The organism is Cupriavidus sp. 05T42 (assembly GCF_056396345.1).
Genome location: NZ_JBFTLH010000023.1, coordinates 1 through 16,475, shown reverse-complemented (window position 1 = coordinate 16,475; position 16,475 = coordinate 1). Strand labels below are relative to the sequence as shown.

The 16,475-nt window shown below is 65.4% G+C and carries 20 protein-coding genes; 12 read left to right on the top strand and 8 right to left on the bottom strand.

The window, feature by feature from the left end:
- The first annotated feature begins 236 nt into the window (after positions 1 to 236).
- Entirely contained in the window at positions 237 to 443 is a 207-nt protein-coding gene (locus tag AC1EJR_RS23590) for a cold-shock protein (RefSeq protein WP_092300996.1), read from the top strand.
- 206 nt (positions 444 to 649) lie between these two features.
- Here the strand turns inward: AC1EJR_RS23590 and AC1EJR_RS23585 are convergent, their stop codons facing one another.
- Positions 650 to 1,114: a VOC family protein gene (locus tag AC1EJR_RS23585; RefSeq protein WP_092300999.1), complete on the bottom strand. Its 465-nt coding sequence runs from the start codon at positions 1,112 to 1,114 to the stop codon at positions 650 to 652.
- 200 nt (positions 1,115 to 1,314) lie between these two features.
- On the opposite strand from AC1EJR_RS23585, the gene AC1EJR_RS23580 reads away from it, so the two are divergent.
- A complete protein-coding gene (locus tag AC1EJR_RS23580) occupies positions 1,315 to 2,046 on the top strand; it encodes a carbonic anhydrase (RefSeq protein WP_477113652.1) in 732 nt (243 codons plus the stop codon).
- A 90-nt stretch (positions 2,047 to 2,136) separates the two neighbouring features.
- On the opposite strand, the gene icd is transcribed toward AC1EJR_RS23580, so the two are convergent.
- Positions 2,137 to 3,387: an NADP-dependent isocitrate dehydrogenase gene (gene icd / locus AC1EJR_RS23575; RefSeq protein ID WP_441643883.1), complete on the bottom strand. Its 1,251-nt coding sequence runs from the start codon at positions 3,385 to 3,387 to the stop codon at positions 2,137 to 2,139.
- A 238-nt stretch (positions 3,388 to 3,625) separates the two neighbouring features.
- Between icd and AC1EJR_RS23570 the strand changes: the two genes are divergently transcribed.
- The 3 genes from AC1EJR_RS23570 (at position 3,626) to AC1EJR_RS23560 (ending at position 5,184) form a co-directional block, all read left to right on the top strand.
- Positions 3,626 to 4,252, top strand: a complete 627-nt coding sequence (locus AC1EJR_RS23570; protein ID WP_092301008.1) for a pseudouridine synthase — start codon at positions 3,626 to 3,628, stop codon at positions 4,250 to 4,252.
- A 110-nt stretch (positions 4,253 to 4,362) separates the two neighbouring features.
- Entirely contained in the window at positions 4,363 to 4,554 is a 192-nt protein-coding gene (locus AC1EJR_RS23565; RefSeq protein ID WP_092301011.1) for a hypothetical protein, read from the top strand.
- Between the two features lie 168 nt (positions 4,555 to 4,722).
- Entirely contained in the window at positions 4,723 to 5,184 is a 462-nt protein-coding gene (locus tag AC1EJR_RS23560; protein WP_092301014.1) for a DUF192 domain-containing protein, read from the top strand.
- 42 nt (positions 5,185 to 5,226) lie between these two features.
- Here AC1EJR_RS23560 and AC1EJR_RS23555 read toward each other — a convergent pair whose 3' ends face one another.
- On the bottom strand, positions 5,227 to 5,712 hold the full coding sequence (locus tag AC1EJR_RS23555; protein ID WP_092301017.1) for a YajQ family cyclic di-GMP-binding protein: 486 nt from the start codon (positions 5,710 to 5,712) through the stop codon (positions 5,227 to 5,229).
- A 78-nt stretch (positions 5,713 to 5,790) separates the two neighbouring features.
- Here AC1EJR_RS23555 and murB point away from each other — a divergent pair, with 78 nt between their 5' ends.
- Positions 5,791 to 6,801 carry a UDP-N-acetylmuramate dehydrogenase gene (gene murB / locus AC1EJR_RS23550; protein ID WP_477147630.1) on the top strand — a complete coding sequence of 337 codons (1,011 nt, stop codon included), beginning with the start codon at positions 5,791 to 5,793 and terminating at the stop codon, positions 6,799 to 6,801.
- A 31-nt stretch (positions 6,802 to 6,832) separates the two neighbouring features.
- Here murB and ppnP read toward each other — a convergent pair whose 3' ends face one another.
- Both ppnP and argF read right to left on the bottom strand, forming a co-directional pair.
- Positions 6,833 to 7,144 (bottom strand): pyrimidine/purine nucleoside phosphorylase, encoded by a 312-nt coding sequence (gene ppnP / locus AC1EJR_RS23545; RefSeq protein WP_441592300.1) that lies wholly within the window; start codon positions 7,142 to 7,144, stop codon positions 6,833 to 6,835.
- A 77-nt stretch (positions 7,145 to 7,221) separates the two neighbouring features.
- Positions 7,222 to 8,145 carry an ornithine carbamoyltransferase gene (gene argF / locus AC1EJR_RS23540; RefSeq protein WP_477147629.1) on the bottom strand — a complete coding sequence of 308 codons (924 nt, stop codon included), beginning with the start codon at positions 8,143 to 8,145 and terminating at the stop codon, positions 7,222 to 7,224.
- Between the two features lie 424 nt (positions 8,146 to 8,569).
- Between argF and AC1EJR_RS23535 the strand changes: the two genes are divergently transcribed.
- Positions 8,570 to 8,875, top strand: coding sequence for a DUF3579 domain-containing protein (locus AC1EJR_RS23535; protein ID WP_092301029.1), 306 nt, complete (start codon positions 8,570 to 8,572; stop codon positions 8,873 to 8,875).
- Between the two features lie 159 nt (positions 8,876 to 9,034).
- On the opposite strand, the gene rpsT is transcribed toward AC1EJR_RS23535, so the two are convergent.
- The gene (rpsT, locus tag AC1EJR_RS23530) at positions 9,035 to 9,301 is read right to left on the bottom strand and encodes a 30S ribosomal protein S20 (protein WP_477147628.1); all 267 of its coding nucleotides are present in this window, start codon (positions 9,299 to 9,301) and stop codon (positions 9,035 to 9,037) included.
- Positions 9,302 to 9,586: 285 nt separating this feature from the next.
- On the opposite strand from rpsT, the gene murJ reads away from it, so the two are divergent.
- Both murJ and AC1EJR_RS23520 read left to right on the top strand, forming a co-directional pair.
- Complete coding sequence (gene murJ, locus AC1EJR_RS23525; protein WP_477147627.1) at positions 9,587 to 11,137, top strand: murein biosynthesis integral membrane protein MurJ; 1,551 nt, start codon at positions 9,587 to 9,589, stop codon at positions 11,135 to 11,137.
- 13 nt (positions 11,138 to 11,150) lie between these two features.
- A complete protein-coding gene (locus AC1EJR_RS23520) occupies positions 11,151 to 11,999 on the top strand; it encodes a SirB1 family protein (protein WP_092301038.1) in 849 nt (282 codons plus the stop codon).
- A gap of 18 nt (positions 12,000 to 12,017) precedes the next feature.
- Here the strand turns inward: AC1EJR_RS23520 and AC1EJR_RS23515 are convergent, their stop codons facing one another.
- The gene (locus AC1EJR_RS23515) at positions 12,018 to 12,683 is read right to left on the bottom strand and encodes a VTT domain-containing protein (RefSeq protein WP_092301041.1); all 666 of its coding nucleotides are present in this window, start codon (positions 12,681 to 12,683) and stop codon (positions 12,018 to 12,020) included.
- A 110-nt stretch (positions 12,684 to 12,793) separates the two neighbouring features.
- Here AC1EJR_RS23515 and mutL point away from each other — a divergent pair, with 110 nt between their 5' ends.
- From mutL to AC1EJR_RS23500, 3 genes are read left to right on the top strand one after another with little or no spacing between them, the layout of a single operon-like run.
- Complete coding sequence (mutL, locus tag AC1EJR_RS23510) at positions 12,794 to 14,752, top strand: DNA mismatch repair endonuclease MutL (protein WP_477147626.1); 1,959 nt, start codon at positions 12,794 to 12,796, stop codon at positions 14,750 to 14,752.
- Positions 14,753 to 14,762: 10 nt separating this feature from the next.
- Complete coding sequence (gene miaA, locus AC1EJR_RS23505; RefSeq protein ID WP_477147625.1) at positions 14,763 to 15,737, top strand: tRNA (adenosine(37)-N6)-dimethylallyltransferase MiaA; 975 nt, start codon at positions 14,763 to 14,765, stop codon at positions 15,735 to 15,737.
- Positions 15,738 to 15,779: 42 nt separating this feature from the next.
- Positions 15,780 to 16,277 carry an N-acetyltransferase family protein gene (locus AC1EJR_RS23500; protein ID WP_477113656.1) on the top strand — a complete coding sequence of 166 codons (498 nt, stop codon included), beginning with the start codon at positions 15,780 to 15,782 and terminating at the stop codon, positions 16,275 to 16,277.
- Positions 16,278 to 16,362: 85 nt separating this feature from the next.
- On the opposite strand, the gene AC1EJR_RS23495 is transcribed toward AC1EJR_RS23500, so the two are convergent.
- Positions 16,363 to 16,475, bottom strand: a 113-nt coding sequence (locus AC1EJR_RS23495; protein ID WP_284454490.1) for an IS3 family transposase, incomplete at its 5' end; no start/stop codon positions are given.

The window sequence follows — 16,475 nt, the reverse complement described above, 5'->3', positions numbered from 1 at the left end:
CAAACGTACAAGGCCGGCCCGGATGATTCCGTGAGCAGGGAGGCCCACGACCGGCGTCGGCACGACGTTTTCCACCTGATTATCAGGCGGATCGCAATGTCTTGCCACGCGCTCCACAAGACCCGGCGATTCCACCGGCCGAATMCGACAAGGATCGGCCCGGCGGGCGCGCCGGCGTCATGCGGCTGGCCACAGGTTTCCCCGCTTGAAAATCTGTTTTTTCGTTGGGGGAGTTTATGGCTAGCGGTATCGTCAAATGGTTCAATGACGCCAAGGGTTTCGGTTTTATCAAGCCGGACGATGGCGAGGAAGAACTGTTTGCGCACTTTTCGGCAATCCAGATGGCGGGTTTCAAGACGCTGAAGGAAGGCCAGCGCGTGGAGTTCGAGGTGGTGCAGGGCCCTAAGGGCAAGCAGGCCACGAATATCCAGGACGCGCAGTAAAAGTCGCGCCGCGACCGTACGGGCCTCAGAGCCGCGGCGGTCAAACGGATGCGGGGGGACGCGCTCCCCCGGAACGGGATCCTGTGCCACGCTGGTCCGCCAGCGCGGCACGCTGCAGTAGCGGTTCACAAGCGACACGCCACGCATCCAACAAGAAGCCCGGTGAAAACCGGGCTTCTTGTTTTGCACGGTCGGCGCGGCATGCGTCAGCCAGTCCACCCCTCGATATTCAGCCCGCTGGACAGCTCGGCCGCCTCGCGGCTGACCTTGCGCACCGACTGCCCGAAACTCCAGACATGGCCCTCCGGGTCGCGCGCCGAATAGACGCGATCGCCGTAGAACTGGTCTTCCGGCTCGCGCACGATCACCGCGCCGGCGGCGCGCGCCCGCTCGCAATGGTCGTCGAGACCGTCCGGCATGTGCACGTGCACCGCCTGCGTGTTCTTGCCGCCAACCGACGCCGGGCTGGCCGTGTAGTCGGCCCACTCGCTCCCCACCATCAGGTAACTGTCGCGATAGCGCATCTCCGAATGCACGAGATGGCCCTCCTTGTCGGTAATCACCATCACGCGCTCGAAGCCAAACGCGCGTTCGAGCCAGTCGAGCGCGGTCAGCGGATCCTTGTAGAAGAGCGCCGCCCCGAGCGCGCGTCTTCCAAACGGGTCATCCATGAAGGTCTCCTCGTAAAACACTGAGTTCTGATGTTGTAGCGGATGGCGAGGTCAATCGCCAGAAGGGACCATGTCGCGGTGCAATGCATATGGCGCGGCGGCATGCACATCGTGCATTTCTGAAAATACCGTCTTGACGTTCTGGTCCGGCACGCGAGCCGGTAKACTGCGCGCCGCGCCCCTCAGAAACGGAATTTCACATGAAACAGTTGCTGTCCGCCGCCCTCTTATCCACGTGCGCCTTGAGCGCGATTGCGGCAGCGCCGCATCACGCACCGTGGACCTACGAAAGCCCCGCCTGGGGCGACCTGGACGCCGAATACGCGACTTGCAAGCTCGGCAAGGAACAATCGCCGATTGACATCCGCGGTGCCGTGCCCGGCGGGTTCAAGCCGATCCACTTCGCGTACGCCGCCGGCAGCGCCAAGGTGCTCAACAACGGCCACACCATCGCCGTGCGGCCAGAGAGCGGCAGCAAGGCGCACCTGCCTTCGGGCGACTACGAACTCATCCAGTTCCACTTCCATACCCCGAGCGAAGAGGTCATCGACGGCAAGACCTATCCGATGGTCGCGCACATGGTCCATATGAACAGTACCGGGCAATTCGCCGTCGTGGCCGTGCTATTCGAGGAGGGCGGCGCCAATCCAATCATCGAACAGGTTTTCTCGTCCATGCCGGCCCACGGCGCCGAGCCGGTGAAACTGGCTGGCACGTTGAACCCGGAGGCACTGCTGCCGAAGGATCGCACCTATTTTGCCTACACCGGCAGCTTGACCACGCCGCCATGCAGCGAGGGCGTGCTGTGGCACGTGATAAAGCAGCCGGTAGGAATCTCGGCGGCGCAGATCGCGGCATTCAAGGCGCTTTATCCAATGAACGCCCGGCCGGTACAGCCGTTGAATGGGCGGACGATTGGATTGAGTCAGTAAGGGGTACCCGCAATCCAACAAAAAACCCCGGCGGCCTTTCAGCCACCGGGGTTTTGTCTTCGACTTCGGCCAGTGAGGCCGGAACCGCCCTTACATATTGTCGATCATCACCTGTCCGAACCCCGAGCAGGACACCTGCGTGGCGCCTTCCAGCAGCCGCGCGAAGTCGTAGGTCACCTTTTTCGACTGGATCGATTTTTCCATCGACCGGATGATCAGGTCGGCCGCTTCGGTCCAGCCCATGTGGCGCAGCATCATTTCTGCCGAGAGGATTTCCGAGCCTGGATTCACATAATCCTTGCCGGCATATTTCGGCGCAGTGCCGTGGGTGGCTTCGAACATGGCCACGGTGTCGGACATATTCGCGCCCGGCGCAATGCCGATGCCGCCCACCTGGGCCGCCAGCGCGTCAGAGACATAATCGCCGTTCAGGTTCAGCGTGGCGATGACCGAATACTCGGCCGGACGCAGCAGGATCTGCTGCAGGAAGGCATCGGCAATCGCGTCCTTGATGACGATATCGCGGCCCGTCTTCGGATTCTTCAGTTTGCACCACGGGCCGCCGTCGACCAGCTCCGCGCCGAATTCCTGCAGCGCCAGCTCATAGCCCCAGTCACGGAAGCCACCCTCGGTGAACTTCATGATGTTGCCCTTGTGCACCAGCGTGACCGACGGCTTGTCGTTGTCGATTGCATACTGGATCGCCTTGCGCACCAGCCGCTGCGTGCCCTCGCGCGAAACCGGCTTCACGCCGATGCCCGACGTCTCCGGGAATCGGATTTTCTTGACGCCCATCTCGTCCTGCAGGAACTTGATCAGCTTCTTGGCGCCTTCGCTGCCAGCCTCCCACTCGATGCCGGCATAGATATCTTCCGAATTCTCGCGGAAGATCACCATGTCGATCTTCTCCGGCTCGCGCACCGGCGAGGGCACGCCCTTGAAGTAGCGTACCGGGCGCAGGCAGACGTAAAGGTCGAGCTGCTGGCGCAGCGCCACGTTCAGGGAGCGGATGCCGCCGCCCACCGGCGTGGTCAGCGGACCCTTGATCGACACCACGTAGTCCTTCACCACCTGCAACGTCTCGTCCGGCAGCCACACGTCCGGGCCGTAGAGGCGCGTGGACTTCTCGCCGGCGTAGATCTCCATCCAGGCCAGCTTGCGCTTGCCGCCGTAGGCCTTTTCCACGGCTGCGTCCACCACCTTGAGCATCACCGGGGTGATATCCACACCCGTGCCGTCGCCCTCGATATACGGAATGATGGGATTGTCCGGCACGTTGAGCGAGGAGTCGGCGTTGACCGTGATCTTCTCGCCTGCCGGGACCTTGATGTGCTGGTACATGAACGTCTCCACTTGCGGGTTGTGTCCGCTGCCCGGCCGGTGCCCGGCAACGCCAATGCGTGACTGATGCGAGGCATTGTAGAGGGGAAGCCCGCCTCGCTGCTCGGTTCGCATGGATATTGTCAAATGAGTCTTATATAAGACATAAGACTAGTCTTATTATTATGCAACATGGATTTGGGATTCGCCAAATCGGGCCGCTGTCCGCAGTCCGCCCGCGCTGGCATACTTCGCGCCCATGACCTTGATTGCCCTGAACAAGCCGTTCAACACGATGAGCCAGTTCTCCGCGCACCCTACGCGGCCGACGCTGGCCGACTGCGTGCGCGTGCCCGGCGTCTATCCGGCCGGCCGGCTGGATGCCGACAGCGAGGGCCTGCTGCTGCTGACCGATGATGGCGCGCTCCAGGCCCGCATCGCGGACCCGCACCACAAGCTGGCCAAGACCTACCTGGCGCAGGTCGAAGGGGTGCCGGATGCCGCCGCGCTGGCCACGCTGCGCGCCGGCGTCGATCTTGGCGATTTCCGCACGCTGCCCGCCTCGGCGCGCATCGTCGACGAACCCAACTGGCTCTGGACCCGCGATCCGCCAATCCGGTTCCGCGCGGCCATCCCCACCACCTGGGTGGAATTGCAGATCCGCGAGGGCAAGAATCGCCAGGTCAGGCGGATGACCGCCGCCGTGGGGTTTCCCACGCTGCGGCTGGTGCGCGTGGGCATCGGCGCGCTGGCCTTGCCCGAGCTGGGACTGGCGCCTGGCGCCTGGTGCGAGATCGACCCGGCCGTGCTCGGTCTGCCGCAGTCGTCGCCAAGGCCATCCCCTCGCCCGCAGGCTCGTCCACCGGTAAGGCGCCGTTACAAATAGTGACAAGCGCGACGTCAACGGCGCGATTGCGCGCGCCGTTTCAGAGGGCAGACGGGACAGCCACGGTCCCGTCGATTTCCCTACGCAGAACCCACTTTGAGGTACTCGCAATGAAAAAACTGATCGCTGCCCTGGTTGTCGGACTGTTCGCCACTGGCGCGTTTGCCCAGGCTCCGGCCGCTCCCGCCACGGACGCTGCACCGGCCGCCAAGGAAGCCACCAAGCCCGCGAAGACCAGCAAGAAAAAGCACACGAAGCACGCCTCCACCAAGAAGGCAGCTTCGGCAACCACCACCCAGTAAGGGCGGTGCTGCGGCGGCCCGGCGCAAGCCCGGCGCGCCGCCCCTCGGAAAGGCAGGCGCGCATCGGCGGCCTGCCTTTTTTCTTGCGCCGATGTGTCCGCGCAAGCGCGGTGGCGCCGGGCTGCGCTATGCTCTCGGCGGTCGAACATCCAAATCCTCTCCCAAGCCATGCAACTCGTGCCCAAGATTCTGCTGGCCGCCGGCGCCGCCGCGCTGACGTCCTTCGCCAGCCTCGCCCAGGCGCAGGCCGCGCTGCCCGTGATCCCGCTGACGGCCGGCATGTATGCCATCCAGGCCGAAGTGGCCGCCTCCCCGGAGGCGCGCGAGCGTGGCCTGATGTATCGCAAGACCATGCCCGCCAACGCCGGCATGCTGTTCGTCTTCGATGAGAAGGCGGGTCACTGCTTCTGGATGAAGAACACGAACCTGCCGCTCTCGATCGCCTTCCTGGCCGACGACGGCAGCATCGTGAACATCGAGGACATGGCCCCGCAGAGCGAAGACAACCACTGCCCGCGCGCGGCGGTGCGCTATGCGCTCGAGATGAACAAGGGATGGTTCGCGCAGAAGGGCATCAAGCCGGGCGCGAAGATTGGCGGCCTGCCGCAGCAGGCGCGGCAGGCGCAATAAGACAGGTCTCGGCGCGGCGCAGGCCGCCGCGCCGGCGGGCGCTTAGTCGCGGAAGTTGTTGAAGTCCAGCGGCGCGTCGGAAACATCCTTGCGCAGCAGTGCGATCACCGACTGCAGGTCGTCGCGCTTGGTGCCGGAGACGCGCACGGCGTCGCCCTGGATGCTGGCCTGCACCTTGATCTTGCTGTCCTTGATCATGCGGACGATCTTCTTGGCCAGGTCGCCAGTCACGCCCTTCTTGATCGTGATGACCTGCTTGAGCTTGTCGCCGCTCATCTTCTCGGTCTTGCCGTAGTCGAGGAAGCGCACGTCCACGTTGCGCTTGGCCATCTTGTTGATGAGTACGTCCTTGACCTGGCCGAGCTTGAAGTCATCGTCGGCAAACGCGGTCAGCTCGCCTTCCTTCTGCTCCACACGGGCGTCGGAGCCCTTGAAGTCGAAGCGCGTGGAGATTTCCTTGTTGGACTGCTCCACGGCGTTCTTCACTTCCACCATATTGGCTTCACACACTACGTCGAACGACGGCATTTTCGATTCTCCTACGTATAATCGGGCCTACCCCGCAGTCCGGGTCGCCCGCCGCGGCGGCCGCAAACCCTTCCCTTGATGGCAGATTTCCACGAATTCTATCCCCTGCGCCGGCACAATACATTCGGTTTCGATGTCCGGGCGCGCCTCGCGGCCCACATTCGCTCCGAAGCCGACCTGCTGGCCGCGCTGGCCGACCCGCGCGCGCAGGGCCTGCCGCTGGTGGTGCTGGGCGGCGGCAGCAACGTGGTGCTGACTGGCGACCTCGACGCGCTGGTGCTGCTGATGGAAATTCCCGGCTACGCGGTGGCGGAAGACGGCGACGACTGGCTGGTCACCGCCGGCGCCGGCGAGAACTGGCACGGGCTGGTGGGCCGCACCATCGCGGACGGCCACCCCGGGCTGGAAAACCTCGCCCTGATCCCCGGCACGGCCGGCGCGGCGCCGATCCAGAACATCGGCGCCTATGGCGTGGAGTTGCGCGAGCGCTTCGCCAGCCTGCGCGCCTATGACCGCCAGACTGGCGTCTTCGTCACCCTGGATCGCGAACAGTGCGCATTCGGCTACCGGGACAGCCTGTTCAAGCGCGAGGGGCGCGAGCGCTACCTGATCACCGCCGTCACGCTGCGCCTGCCGAAGGCATGGGTGCCGGTGCTCAACTATGGCGAACTGGCGCGCGAGTTGGACCCCGTGGCGGCGCCCGATGCGGCCCGGGTCCGCGATGCCGTGGTGGCCATTCGCTCGCGCAAGCTGCCGGACCCGGCCAAGATCGGCAACGCTGGCAGTTTCTTCAAGAATCCTGTGGTCGATGCCGCGCTGCGCAACGCGCTGCTGGCCGCGCACCCGTCGCTGGTCAGTTATCCACAGCCCGATGGCGGCTACAAGCTCGCGGCGGGCTGGCTGATCGATCAGTGCGGGTTCAAGGGGTTGGACGACGGCCCGGTGGGCGTCTACGGTAAACAGGCGCTGGTGCTGGTACACCACGGCGGCGGCACGKGTGCCGCGCTGCTGAAGCTGGCGGACCGCATCGTCGATACGGTCCAGGCGCGCTTCGGCGTGCGGATCGAGCCGGAGCCGGTGATCCTCTGAGGCCGCTGCGCGGCCCCCTCACCCCGGCAAATCAGCCAAAGTGGCAGACGTAGTCCAGCGTCTCGGTCACTTCGATATCGAAATTGCTGTTGCCTGGCACGTCGAACTGCTGGCCCGCAGCATAGGTCTTCCATTCCTCCGAACCGGCCAGACGCACGCGGCAGCTACCGCCGTTGATCTCCATGATCTCCGGCGCGCCGGTATTGAAGTTCAGCGTGGCCGGGAAGATCACGCCCAGCGTCTTGCGCGTGCCATCGGGAAACACCACCGTGTGGCTCACGCACTTGCCGTCGAAGTACAGGTTGGCCTTCTTGACGACGGAAACATTGTCGAACTGACTCATTTGTTCATTCTCCTCAGGGATTTGGACGTAAAAACGGGGCCCTTGCAGGCCCCATTTCGTCGGGTGTGGCGCGGTGTTCAGTAGCGGCCGCAGAGCAGGAATTCCATCAGCGCCTTCTGCACGTGGAGGCGGTTCTCGGCTTCCTCCCAGACCACGCTGCGCGGGCCGTCGATGACCGCCGCTTCCACTTCCTCGCCACGGTGGGCGGGCAGGCAGTGCATGAACAGCGCGTCATCGGTGGCGCGGTCCATCATCGCCGTGGTCACCATCCAGTCCTGGAACGCGCGCTTGCGCACGTCGTTCTCGGCCTCGAAGCCCATGCTGGTCCAGACATCGGTGGTCACCAGGTGCGCGCCCTGGCAGGCATCGAGCGGATTATCGAACACCTTGACGAGGTGTGCGGCCGTGGCCGGCACCATGGCCGGATCGAGCTGGTATCCCGGCGGCGCCGAGAAATGGAACGTGAAACCCAGGCGCTCGGCGGCCTGGATCCAGGTGTACGCCATGTTGTTGGCATCGCCGATCCACGCCACCGTCTTGCCGGCAATGCTGCCGCGCTGCTCGATGTAGGTGAAGATATCGGCCAGCACCTGGCACGGGTGGTATTCGTTGGTGAGCCCGTTGATGACCGGCACGCGCGAATGCGCGGCAAAACGCTCCAGGATCTCCTGGCCGAACGTGCGGATCATGATGATGTCGACCATGCGCGAGATCACCTGCGCGGCGTCCTCGATCGGCTCGCCGCGGCCCAGCTGGGAGTCACGCGTGTTCAGGAACACCGCATGGCCGCCGAGCTGGTGGATGCCGGCTTCGAACGACAGACGCGTGCGTGTGGAATTCTTCTCGAAGATCATGGCCAGCGTGCGGTCGTGCAGCGGGTGCCATGTCTCGTAGTTCTTGAACTTGGCCTTGAGGATCCGCGCGCGGTCCAGCAGGTATTCGTACTCTTCGGGTCCGAAATCGCTGAACTGGAGGTAATGCTTGATCGGGGTTGGGYTCATAAAACAAAGAAGGCGGCTCGATCAGGACACGCAACCCGGAAGCCGGTACTGGCTGTCCCTGAGGGTCGGAGCGTGTCGCGGAGCCGCCTTTCGCGTCGCTTACGCAATGTAATTGCAAGAATCATAAGGGATTATTCCAGCTTTGGCGAGCCCGGGCAGATCAGCCCGCATGCTCGCGCTGACAGCTTCCCGACAGGATTCGCCCCTATGCGCAGGTCTTATATAAGATATAATACTGGCTGATTCACGCGGGGCCCCGGCATACCCATGCCACCGCCCGCCGCCGGCATCAAAAGTGCCCCCGCAGACAAAGCGCCCCGCTCTCCCATCCGGATGCGTGCGAACCAATCGCCGGCCGGACACGTCAAACGGGCGCCCGTCCAGCGGGTTTACCGTCGAGTCACCGTCTTATCCCCGCAGTCCCATGACCACCCCCAACGTTCGCGAATACTTCATCCAAGGCGTCACCAAGGAAGGCAAGACCTTTCGACCGAGCGATTGGGCGGAGCGGCTGTGCGGCGTGATGGCGCAATTTCGCCCCGAGGGCGACACTGGCGATCCCCGCCTGACCTACTCGCCCTATGTGCGGCCCGTGATCGTGGCCGGCGTGAAGAACGTGGTGGTCGACACCCGCCTGCGCGACATCGAGCCGAAGGCGCTCGACTTCGTCCTCAACTTCGCCCGCGACAACAATCTCCAGGTGGTGGAAGCCTGCTTCCTGAACGACTGAAGATCCCTGCCCGGCCCGGACACCCGGGCCAAGCTGGCGTCAGAACGCAAAAAAGCTCGTCGCATTGACGAGCTTTTTTCATACCGGACCGATGCCGATCCGGCGCACTGCGGTACCACTCGGACTGCTACAGGACCGCCGAAGCGGCCCGTGCGGCAATCAGGCAGCCATCGACTTGATGGCAGCCGACAGGCGCGACTTGTGACGTGCAGCCTTGTTCTTGTRCACGATCTTCTTGTCGGCGATGCTGTCGATCACGGTCTGCGACTGCTTGAAGATCTCGGCAGCGGCGGCCTTGTCACCAGCGTTGATTGCCTTGCGAACGGCCTTGACGGCGGTGCGCAGACGCGAACGCAGGCTCGAGTTGTGAGCGTTCTGGGCGACGGCCTGGCGCGCGCGCTTGCGGGCTTGTGCGGAATTTGCCATGTAATTTCTTCCTGAATTCAGAATGCGCGCCCGGGGCGACGCAATAATTTGGGACGCAACAATTAAGTCACATCGTGCGACCCGGGATGCTCTGACACACGAATCCGGAACGCGACTGTCCTTTGCGAATCGGCGATTATACACACATGCCGGCACGGTGGGCAAGACCGATACGCACCTGCCGCATCCTGGGCGTGCCGCGCGGCCCGATCCGTATAATAGCCGCCACATTCCCAGCCGGCCCCCGCCTCATACGTGGCGCCGCAGCAACTTTCACGGCCCATCTTGAACCTGCTCAAAGCGCTTGCCACCATCAGCAGCCTGACCATGCTCTCCMGCATCACGGGGCTGGTGCGCGAAATCCTGATTGCCCGGGCCTTCGGCGCCTCGGACATGACCGACGCCTTCAATGTGGCGTTTCGCATACCTAACCTGCTACGCCGGGTCTTTGCCGAGGGCGCATTCTCGCAGGCTTTCGTCCCGATCCTGAACGAATACCACGGCAAGCGCGGGCCGGACGAGACCCACCACCTGATCGACGCGGTGGCCACGGTGATGTCCTGGGTGCTCGTGGCGGTGTCCGTGCTGGGCGTGATCGGCGCCCCGGTGGTGATGACGGTGGTGGCCACCGGCTTCCGGGGCGACTCCGAGACCTACAACTCGGCAGTGTTCATGACGCGCGTCATGTTCCCGTACATCGGCCTGATCTCGATGGTGGCGCTGGCGTCGGGCATCCTCAATACCTGGCGCAACTTCGCCGTGCCGGCCTTCACCCCGGTGCTGCTGAACCTTTGCCTGATCGTGGCGGCGCTGTTCGTCGGCCCGCACATGAGCCAGCCGATCTATGCCCAGGCCTGGGGCGTGCTGGCGGGCGGCGTGCTCCAGCTGGTCATCCAGGTGCCGGCGCTGCGCCGGCTCGGCGTGATGCCGCGGCTCTCGTTCAACCTGCGCGCGGCCTGGTCGGACGCCGGCGTGCGGCGCGTGATCCGTCAGATGCTGCCGGCGCTGCTGGCCGTGTCGGTGGCGCAGATCAGCCTGATCATCAACACGAATATCGCCTCGCACCTGGCCGCCGGCAGCGTCTCGTACCTGACCTATGCGGACCGCCTGATGGAATTCCCGACCGCGCTGCTGGGCGTGGCGCTGGGCACCATCCTGCTGCCGAGCCTCTCGCGCGCCAGCGCCACGGACGACCGCGAGGAGTACTCGGGCCTGCTCGACTGGGGCCTGCGCCTGACCTTCCTGCTGGCCGTGCCCGCCGCTGTGGGCCTGTTCGTGTTCGGCACGCCGCTGACGGCCGTGCTGTTCCACTACGGCAAGTTCGACGCCCACGCGGTGGAAATGACGCGCCAGGCGCTGGTGTCGTACGGCACCGGCCTGGTGKCGCTGATCCTGATCAAGATCCTGACGCCGGGCTTCTACGCGCGGCAGGACATCCGCACGCCGGTGAAGATCGCGCTGCTGGTGCTGGTCATCACGCAGGCGTCKAACTACGTCTTCGTGCCGCTGCTGGGCCACGCCGGGCTGGCGCTGTCGATCAGCTTCGGCGCCACCGTCAACGCCCTGCTGCTGTTCTTCGGCCTGCGCCGGCGCGGCTTCTACCGGCCGGCCCCGGGCTGGGGCCTGTTTCTCGCCCGGCTGCTCGCGGCGGTGCTGATCCTGGCGGGCATGCTGCTGTGGTTCGCCCGGAACTTCGACTGGGTGGCGATGGGCGCCACGCCGCTTGCGCGCATCGCGCTGATGGCGTCGTGCCTGGTACTTGCGGCGGTGGTCTACTTCGGTACACTGTGGATCATGGGGCTGCGTTACGCCGCCTTCCGGCGCCGCGCCGGCTAGTCAGGAACCCGCAATGACATCCACGAAAGTCCTGGATTACTTCGCCAGCCTCGTGGCCGACGAAAACGGCATCCCGCTGACGGAAACCGCGCTCTCCATCGCCCAGGACGCGTACCCGGACCTCGACCTCCAAGCCGAACTGGCCTCCCTCGACGTACTCGCGCTGCGGCTCAAGCGGCGGATTGCCGAGGGCACGCCCGCCATCCAGCGCCTGCGCCTGCTCAATCATTTCTTCTACCGCGATCTCGGTTTCGGCGCCAACGCCAACGACTACTACGATCCGGACAATTCCTACCTGAACGTGGTGCTGCGCCAGCGGCGCGGCATTCCGATCACGCTGGCGGTGCTCTATATGGAGTTGGGGCAGCAGATTGGGCTGCCGCTGAAGGGCGTGTCGTTCCCGAATCATTTCCTCGTGCGCATGACCATCCCCGCCGGCGAGGTGGTGCTGGACCCGCTCACCGGGGAGACGCTGTCGAAGGAGCAGTTGCAGGAGATGCTGGACCCCTACCTCGAACGGGAGGGGATTTCGGACCCGAACCAGGTGCCGCTGGGGCTGTTCCTGCAGGTGGCGAGCCACCGCGAGATCGTCGCCCGCCTGCTGCGCAACCTGAAGGCGATCTACCTGCAGGAATCGCGCTGGCAACGGCTGCTGGCGGTGCAGAACCGCCTGGTGATCCTGTTGCCGAATTCGATCGAGGAAGTGCGCGATCGGGGGCTGGCGTATGCCAACCTGGAGTGCTTCCGGCCGGCGCTGGAGGACCTGGAAGCCTACGTCCAGGCCCGTCCCGATGCGGCCGATACGACCCAGATCCGCGACCGMATGCCGGCGCTGCGGATGATGAGCCGGAGCCTCAGCTAATCGCTGGGCTCATCCCCATCAGTCCTTGAGATCCGCACGGGTGCGCGGCTTGCCGCGTACCAGCTTCCACAGCCCGCCCAGCACCAGCGGCACCACCGCCGCACCAATGCCCGCCAGCACGATCAGGTTCAGGTACTGCTTGATGAAGGGCAGATTGCCGAAGAAGTAGCCGGCGAACACCAGTCCGCAGACCCAGGCCACCGCGCCAAGCACGTTGAACATCTGGAAGCGCGCGAACGTCATCTGCGACACCCCCGCCACGAACGGCGCGAAAGTCCGCACGATCGGGATGAAACGCGCCATCACCAGCGTCTTGCCACCGTGGCGCTCGTAGAAGTCGTGCGTCTTGCGCAGCGCCTTCTGGTCCAGGAAGCGCCATTGGTGGTCGAACACCTTCGGCCCGATCCAGCTCCCCACGAAGTAGTTGACCGTGTTGCCCGTGATCGCGGCCACCAACAGCAGGCCGCAAAGCACCCACTCGTTCATCGCCCCGGTGGCGCACATGGCGCCGGCAATGAACAGCAGGGAGTCGCCGGGCAGGAACGGCAGCACCACCAGGCCGGTCTCGGCGAAGACGATGGCGAACAGGATGCCGTACACCCAGACGCCATAGTCCTGAACGAACTGGCCGAGGAATTTGTCGATGTGCAGGACCATGTCCAGCAGTTGCAATACGGTGTCCAAACTGATCCCCTAGAAGAAGGTCCCCATGATACAAGAGCCGCCGGGCGCGTCCGTCACCCGGGCGGCCCAAGTGTGCCGAAAAGGTGTCCGGCCGCACGTATAATCGCCGCATGCCTGCCGACGCCCTCCGCACCACCCAGCCCAGCCGCCCCATCCGCGCCCTGCCGGACCAGTTGATCAGCCAGATCGCCGCCGGCGAGGTGGTGGAACGGCCCGCCTCGGTGGTCAAGKAACTGCTCGAAAATGCACTCGATGCCGGCGCCACGCAGCTGGCCATCCGGCTCGAAGAAGGCGGCGTGCGGCGCATGGTCATCACGGACAACGGCTGCGGCATTCCCGCCGACGAACTGCCCGTCGCGCTGACGCGCCACGCCACCAGCAAGATCGCCTCGCTCGACGAACTGGAGTCGGTGCTCACGCTGGGCTTCCGGGGCGAGGCGCTCGCGTCCATCGCCTCGGTCTCGCACCTCGTGCTGACCAGCCGCACCGCCGATGCCGCCCATGCCACCCAGGTCAGCGCCGACACCGGCCATCTCCAGCCCGCCTCGGGCGGGGTCGGCACGATGGTCGATGTGCAGCACCTGTACTTCAACACGCCAGCGCGCCGAAAGTTCCTTAAAACGGAACAAACCGAGCTGGGACACTGCCTGGAGATGATCCGGCGGGTGGCGCTGGCGCGGCCCGATGTCACGATTTCGGTCCATCACAACGGCAAGCCGCTCGAGCACTGGAACGGCGGCGACGTGGCCACGCGCACCGCGCAGGTGCTCGGCACCGACTTCGCACGCGCCCGGCTGGCGCTGGACGAGGAAGCCGGCACGCTGCACCTCTATGGCTTCGCGGGGCTGCCCACGGCGTCCCGGGGGCGGCCGGACCAGCAGTACTTCTTCGTCAACGGCCGTTTTGTGCGCGACAAGCTGCTCAACCACGCCGTGCGTAGCGCCTATCAGGACGTCCTGCATGGCGACCGCTTCCCGTCGTACGTGCTGTGCCTGGACCTGCCGCCGGAAATGGTCGATGTGAACGTGCATCCGTCGAAGATCGAGGTGCGCTTCCGCGAATCCCGCGCGGTGCACCAGTTCGTCTACCACGCCGTGCAGCGCTGCCTGGCGCGGCAGGCCGGCGAACAGGGCGACAGCCTGCATACCGATGCAGCGGATGGCGCCATGATGCCGAACGCAAGCCCGATCGGGGGCAGCGGCATGGCCGGCGGCGTACCCGGCGCGGCGCCGCAGTGGGTTAACTACTCCGCAGGCCGCCAGACCGAACTCGGCATCGCTCAGCCGCGTCAGGCCTATCTCGGCATGGTGCGCGAGGCCACCGGCGATGGCGCCGGCCGCGCCTGGCAGCCGTCCGCGCAGCCGCCCGCCTGGCTGGCCGATGCCCAGGCCGCCCGGGCCGACGAACCGCCCAGCCTGCTCGACCGCCTGCCGATGGGCACCTCCTCGCCCTTCGTCCAGCACGATACGGACGGCGCCGAGGCCGATCACCCGCTCGGCTACGCGGTGGCCCAGCTCCACGGCATCTACGTGCTGGCGCAGAACGCGCGCGGGCTGGTGCTGGTGGACATGCATGCCGCGCACGAACGCATCCTGTACGAGCAGATCAAGATGGCACTCGAAGCGCGTGAACTGGCCGTACAGCCGCTGCTGATCCCGGTCACGCTGCCGGCCAGCCCGGTCGAGATCGGCGCGGCCGAGGAACATCAGGAAACGCTGACCCTGCTCGGTTTCGACATCGCCCCGGTCTCCCCGACCACGCTGGCCGTGCGTGCCATTCCCGCACTGCTCAAGCAGGCCGATGCCGAGGCGCTCGCGCGCGACGTGCTGCGCGACCTCCAGTCCTATGGCGGCTCGCGCGTGCTGGCCGAGCGCCAGAACGAGCTGCTCGCCACGCTGGCCTGCCACAGCKCCGTGCGCGCCAATCGCAAGCTCACGCTGGAAGAGATGAACGCGCTGCTGCGCCAGATGGAGCAGACCGAGCGCGCCGACCAATGCAACCACGGGCGCCCCACCTGGGTGCAGCTCACTGTGGCCGAGCTGGACCGGCTGTTCCTGCGTGGCCAGTAACAGTTCGTCGATGTCTGCGCTGTCTTCCGCTCCGCTGTCTTCCGCCCTGCCGCCGGTCGTCTGCCTGCTCGGCCCCACCGCCTCCGGCAAGACCGCCGCCGCGCTGGCGCTGGCCGCGCACACGCCGGTGGAGATCATCAGCCTCGACTCCGCGCTGGTCTATCGCGAGATGGACATCGGCACCGCCAAACCCACGCGCGACGAACTGGCCAGCGTGCCGCACCATCTGATCGACATCATCGATCCAGTCGACAGCTACTCCGCCGCGCAGTTCGTGACCGATGCCGAGCGGCTGATCGCCGAGATCCGCGCGCGCGGCCGGGCGCCGCTGATCGTGGGCGGGACCATGCTCTATTACAAGGCGCTGACGCAGGGCCTGAACGACCTGCCGCAGGCCGACGCCACGCTGCGCGCCGAACTCGACGCCCGGGCGGCCGAACGCGGCTGGCCGGCGCTGCACGCGATGCTGGCCGAGGTAGACCCGGTGACCGCCGCCCGGCTGGCGCCCAACGATGCGCAGCGCATCCAGCGCGCGCTGGAGATTTTCCGACTAAGCGGACAGCCGATGTCCGCGCTGCTGGCCCGCCAGGCTGATGCCCGCACCTTCACCGGCGCGGCCGATGCGCGCTACCGCGTGATTGCGCTGGAGCCGTCGGATCGCGCGGTGTTGCACACGCGGATCTMGGAAAGATTCGATGCGATGCTGGCCGGCGGCCTGATCGACGAGGTGCAACGGCTGCGCGCGCGCGGCGACCTGCATCTCGGCCTGCCGTCGATGCGCTGCGTCGGCTACCGGCAGGTGTGGGAGTTCCTCGACGGCGCCTGCGATGCCTCGACCATGCGCGAACGCGGCATCGCCGCCACGCGCCAGCTCTGCAAGCGCCAGCTCACCTGGCTGCGCAGCACGCCCGAGCGCGTCAGCGTGGACTGCCTCGCCCCGGACTACGTGGCCCAGGTGGCCCGGCTGGCTGGGATGTTGGGGTAGCATTCCCGCACGCTCCCGCATTCGCCGCTTACTACCGTTCCCATGACCGCCTTCGCCATCCGCCCTGCCGAGCCCGCAGACAGCACCACGCTATTTCGCCTGATCGCCGCGCTGGCCGAGTATGAAAAGCTCACCCATCTCGTCGAAGCCACGCCGGAAAAAATCCAGACCGCGCTGTTCGGCGACCGCCCACATGCCGAGGCGGTGCTGGTGGAAGTGGAGACGGACGAAGGCCGGCAGGCGGTCGGCTTCGCGCTGTTCTTTCACAATTTCTCGACCTTTCTGGCCAAGCCGGGGCTGTACCTCGAAGACCTGTTCGTGGAGCCCGCGTGGCGCGGCCACGGACTGGGCAAGGCGCTGCTGCGCCATCTGGCCGGCATCGCCGTGGCGCGCGGCTGCGGGCGCTTCGAATGGTCGGTGCTGGACTGGAACCAGCCGTCGATCGATTTCTATCAGGCGATGGGCGCCAACGTGATGCCGGACTGGCGCATCTGCCGCGTGACCGGGGATGCGCTGACCAAGCTCGGCGGCCAGCCCTGAGGCCCTGCGCCCCTGCATCGAGCAAGCCCAAAAACAAAAACGCCCGATGTTGTGAACTGACCCCCAGAAGTTGGACGGTTGATGGCTAGGCCGGAAAGGGCTGAGTCCTGTATTGCACGGGACTCAGCCCTTTTAGTTTGAGCTTGATGCGGTCATGATTGTAGTAGTGAATGTATTGGCGCAGTCCATCCTGCAGTT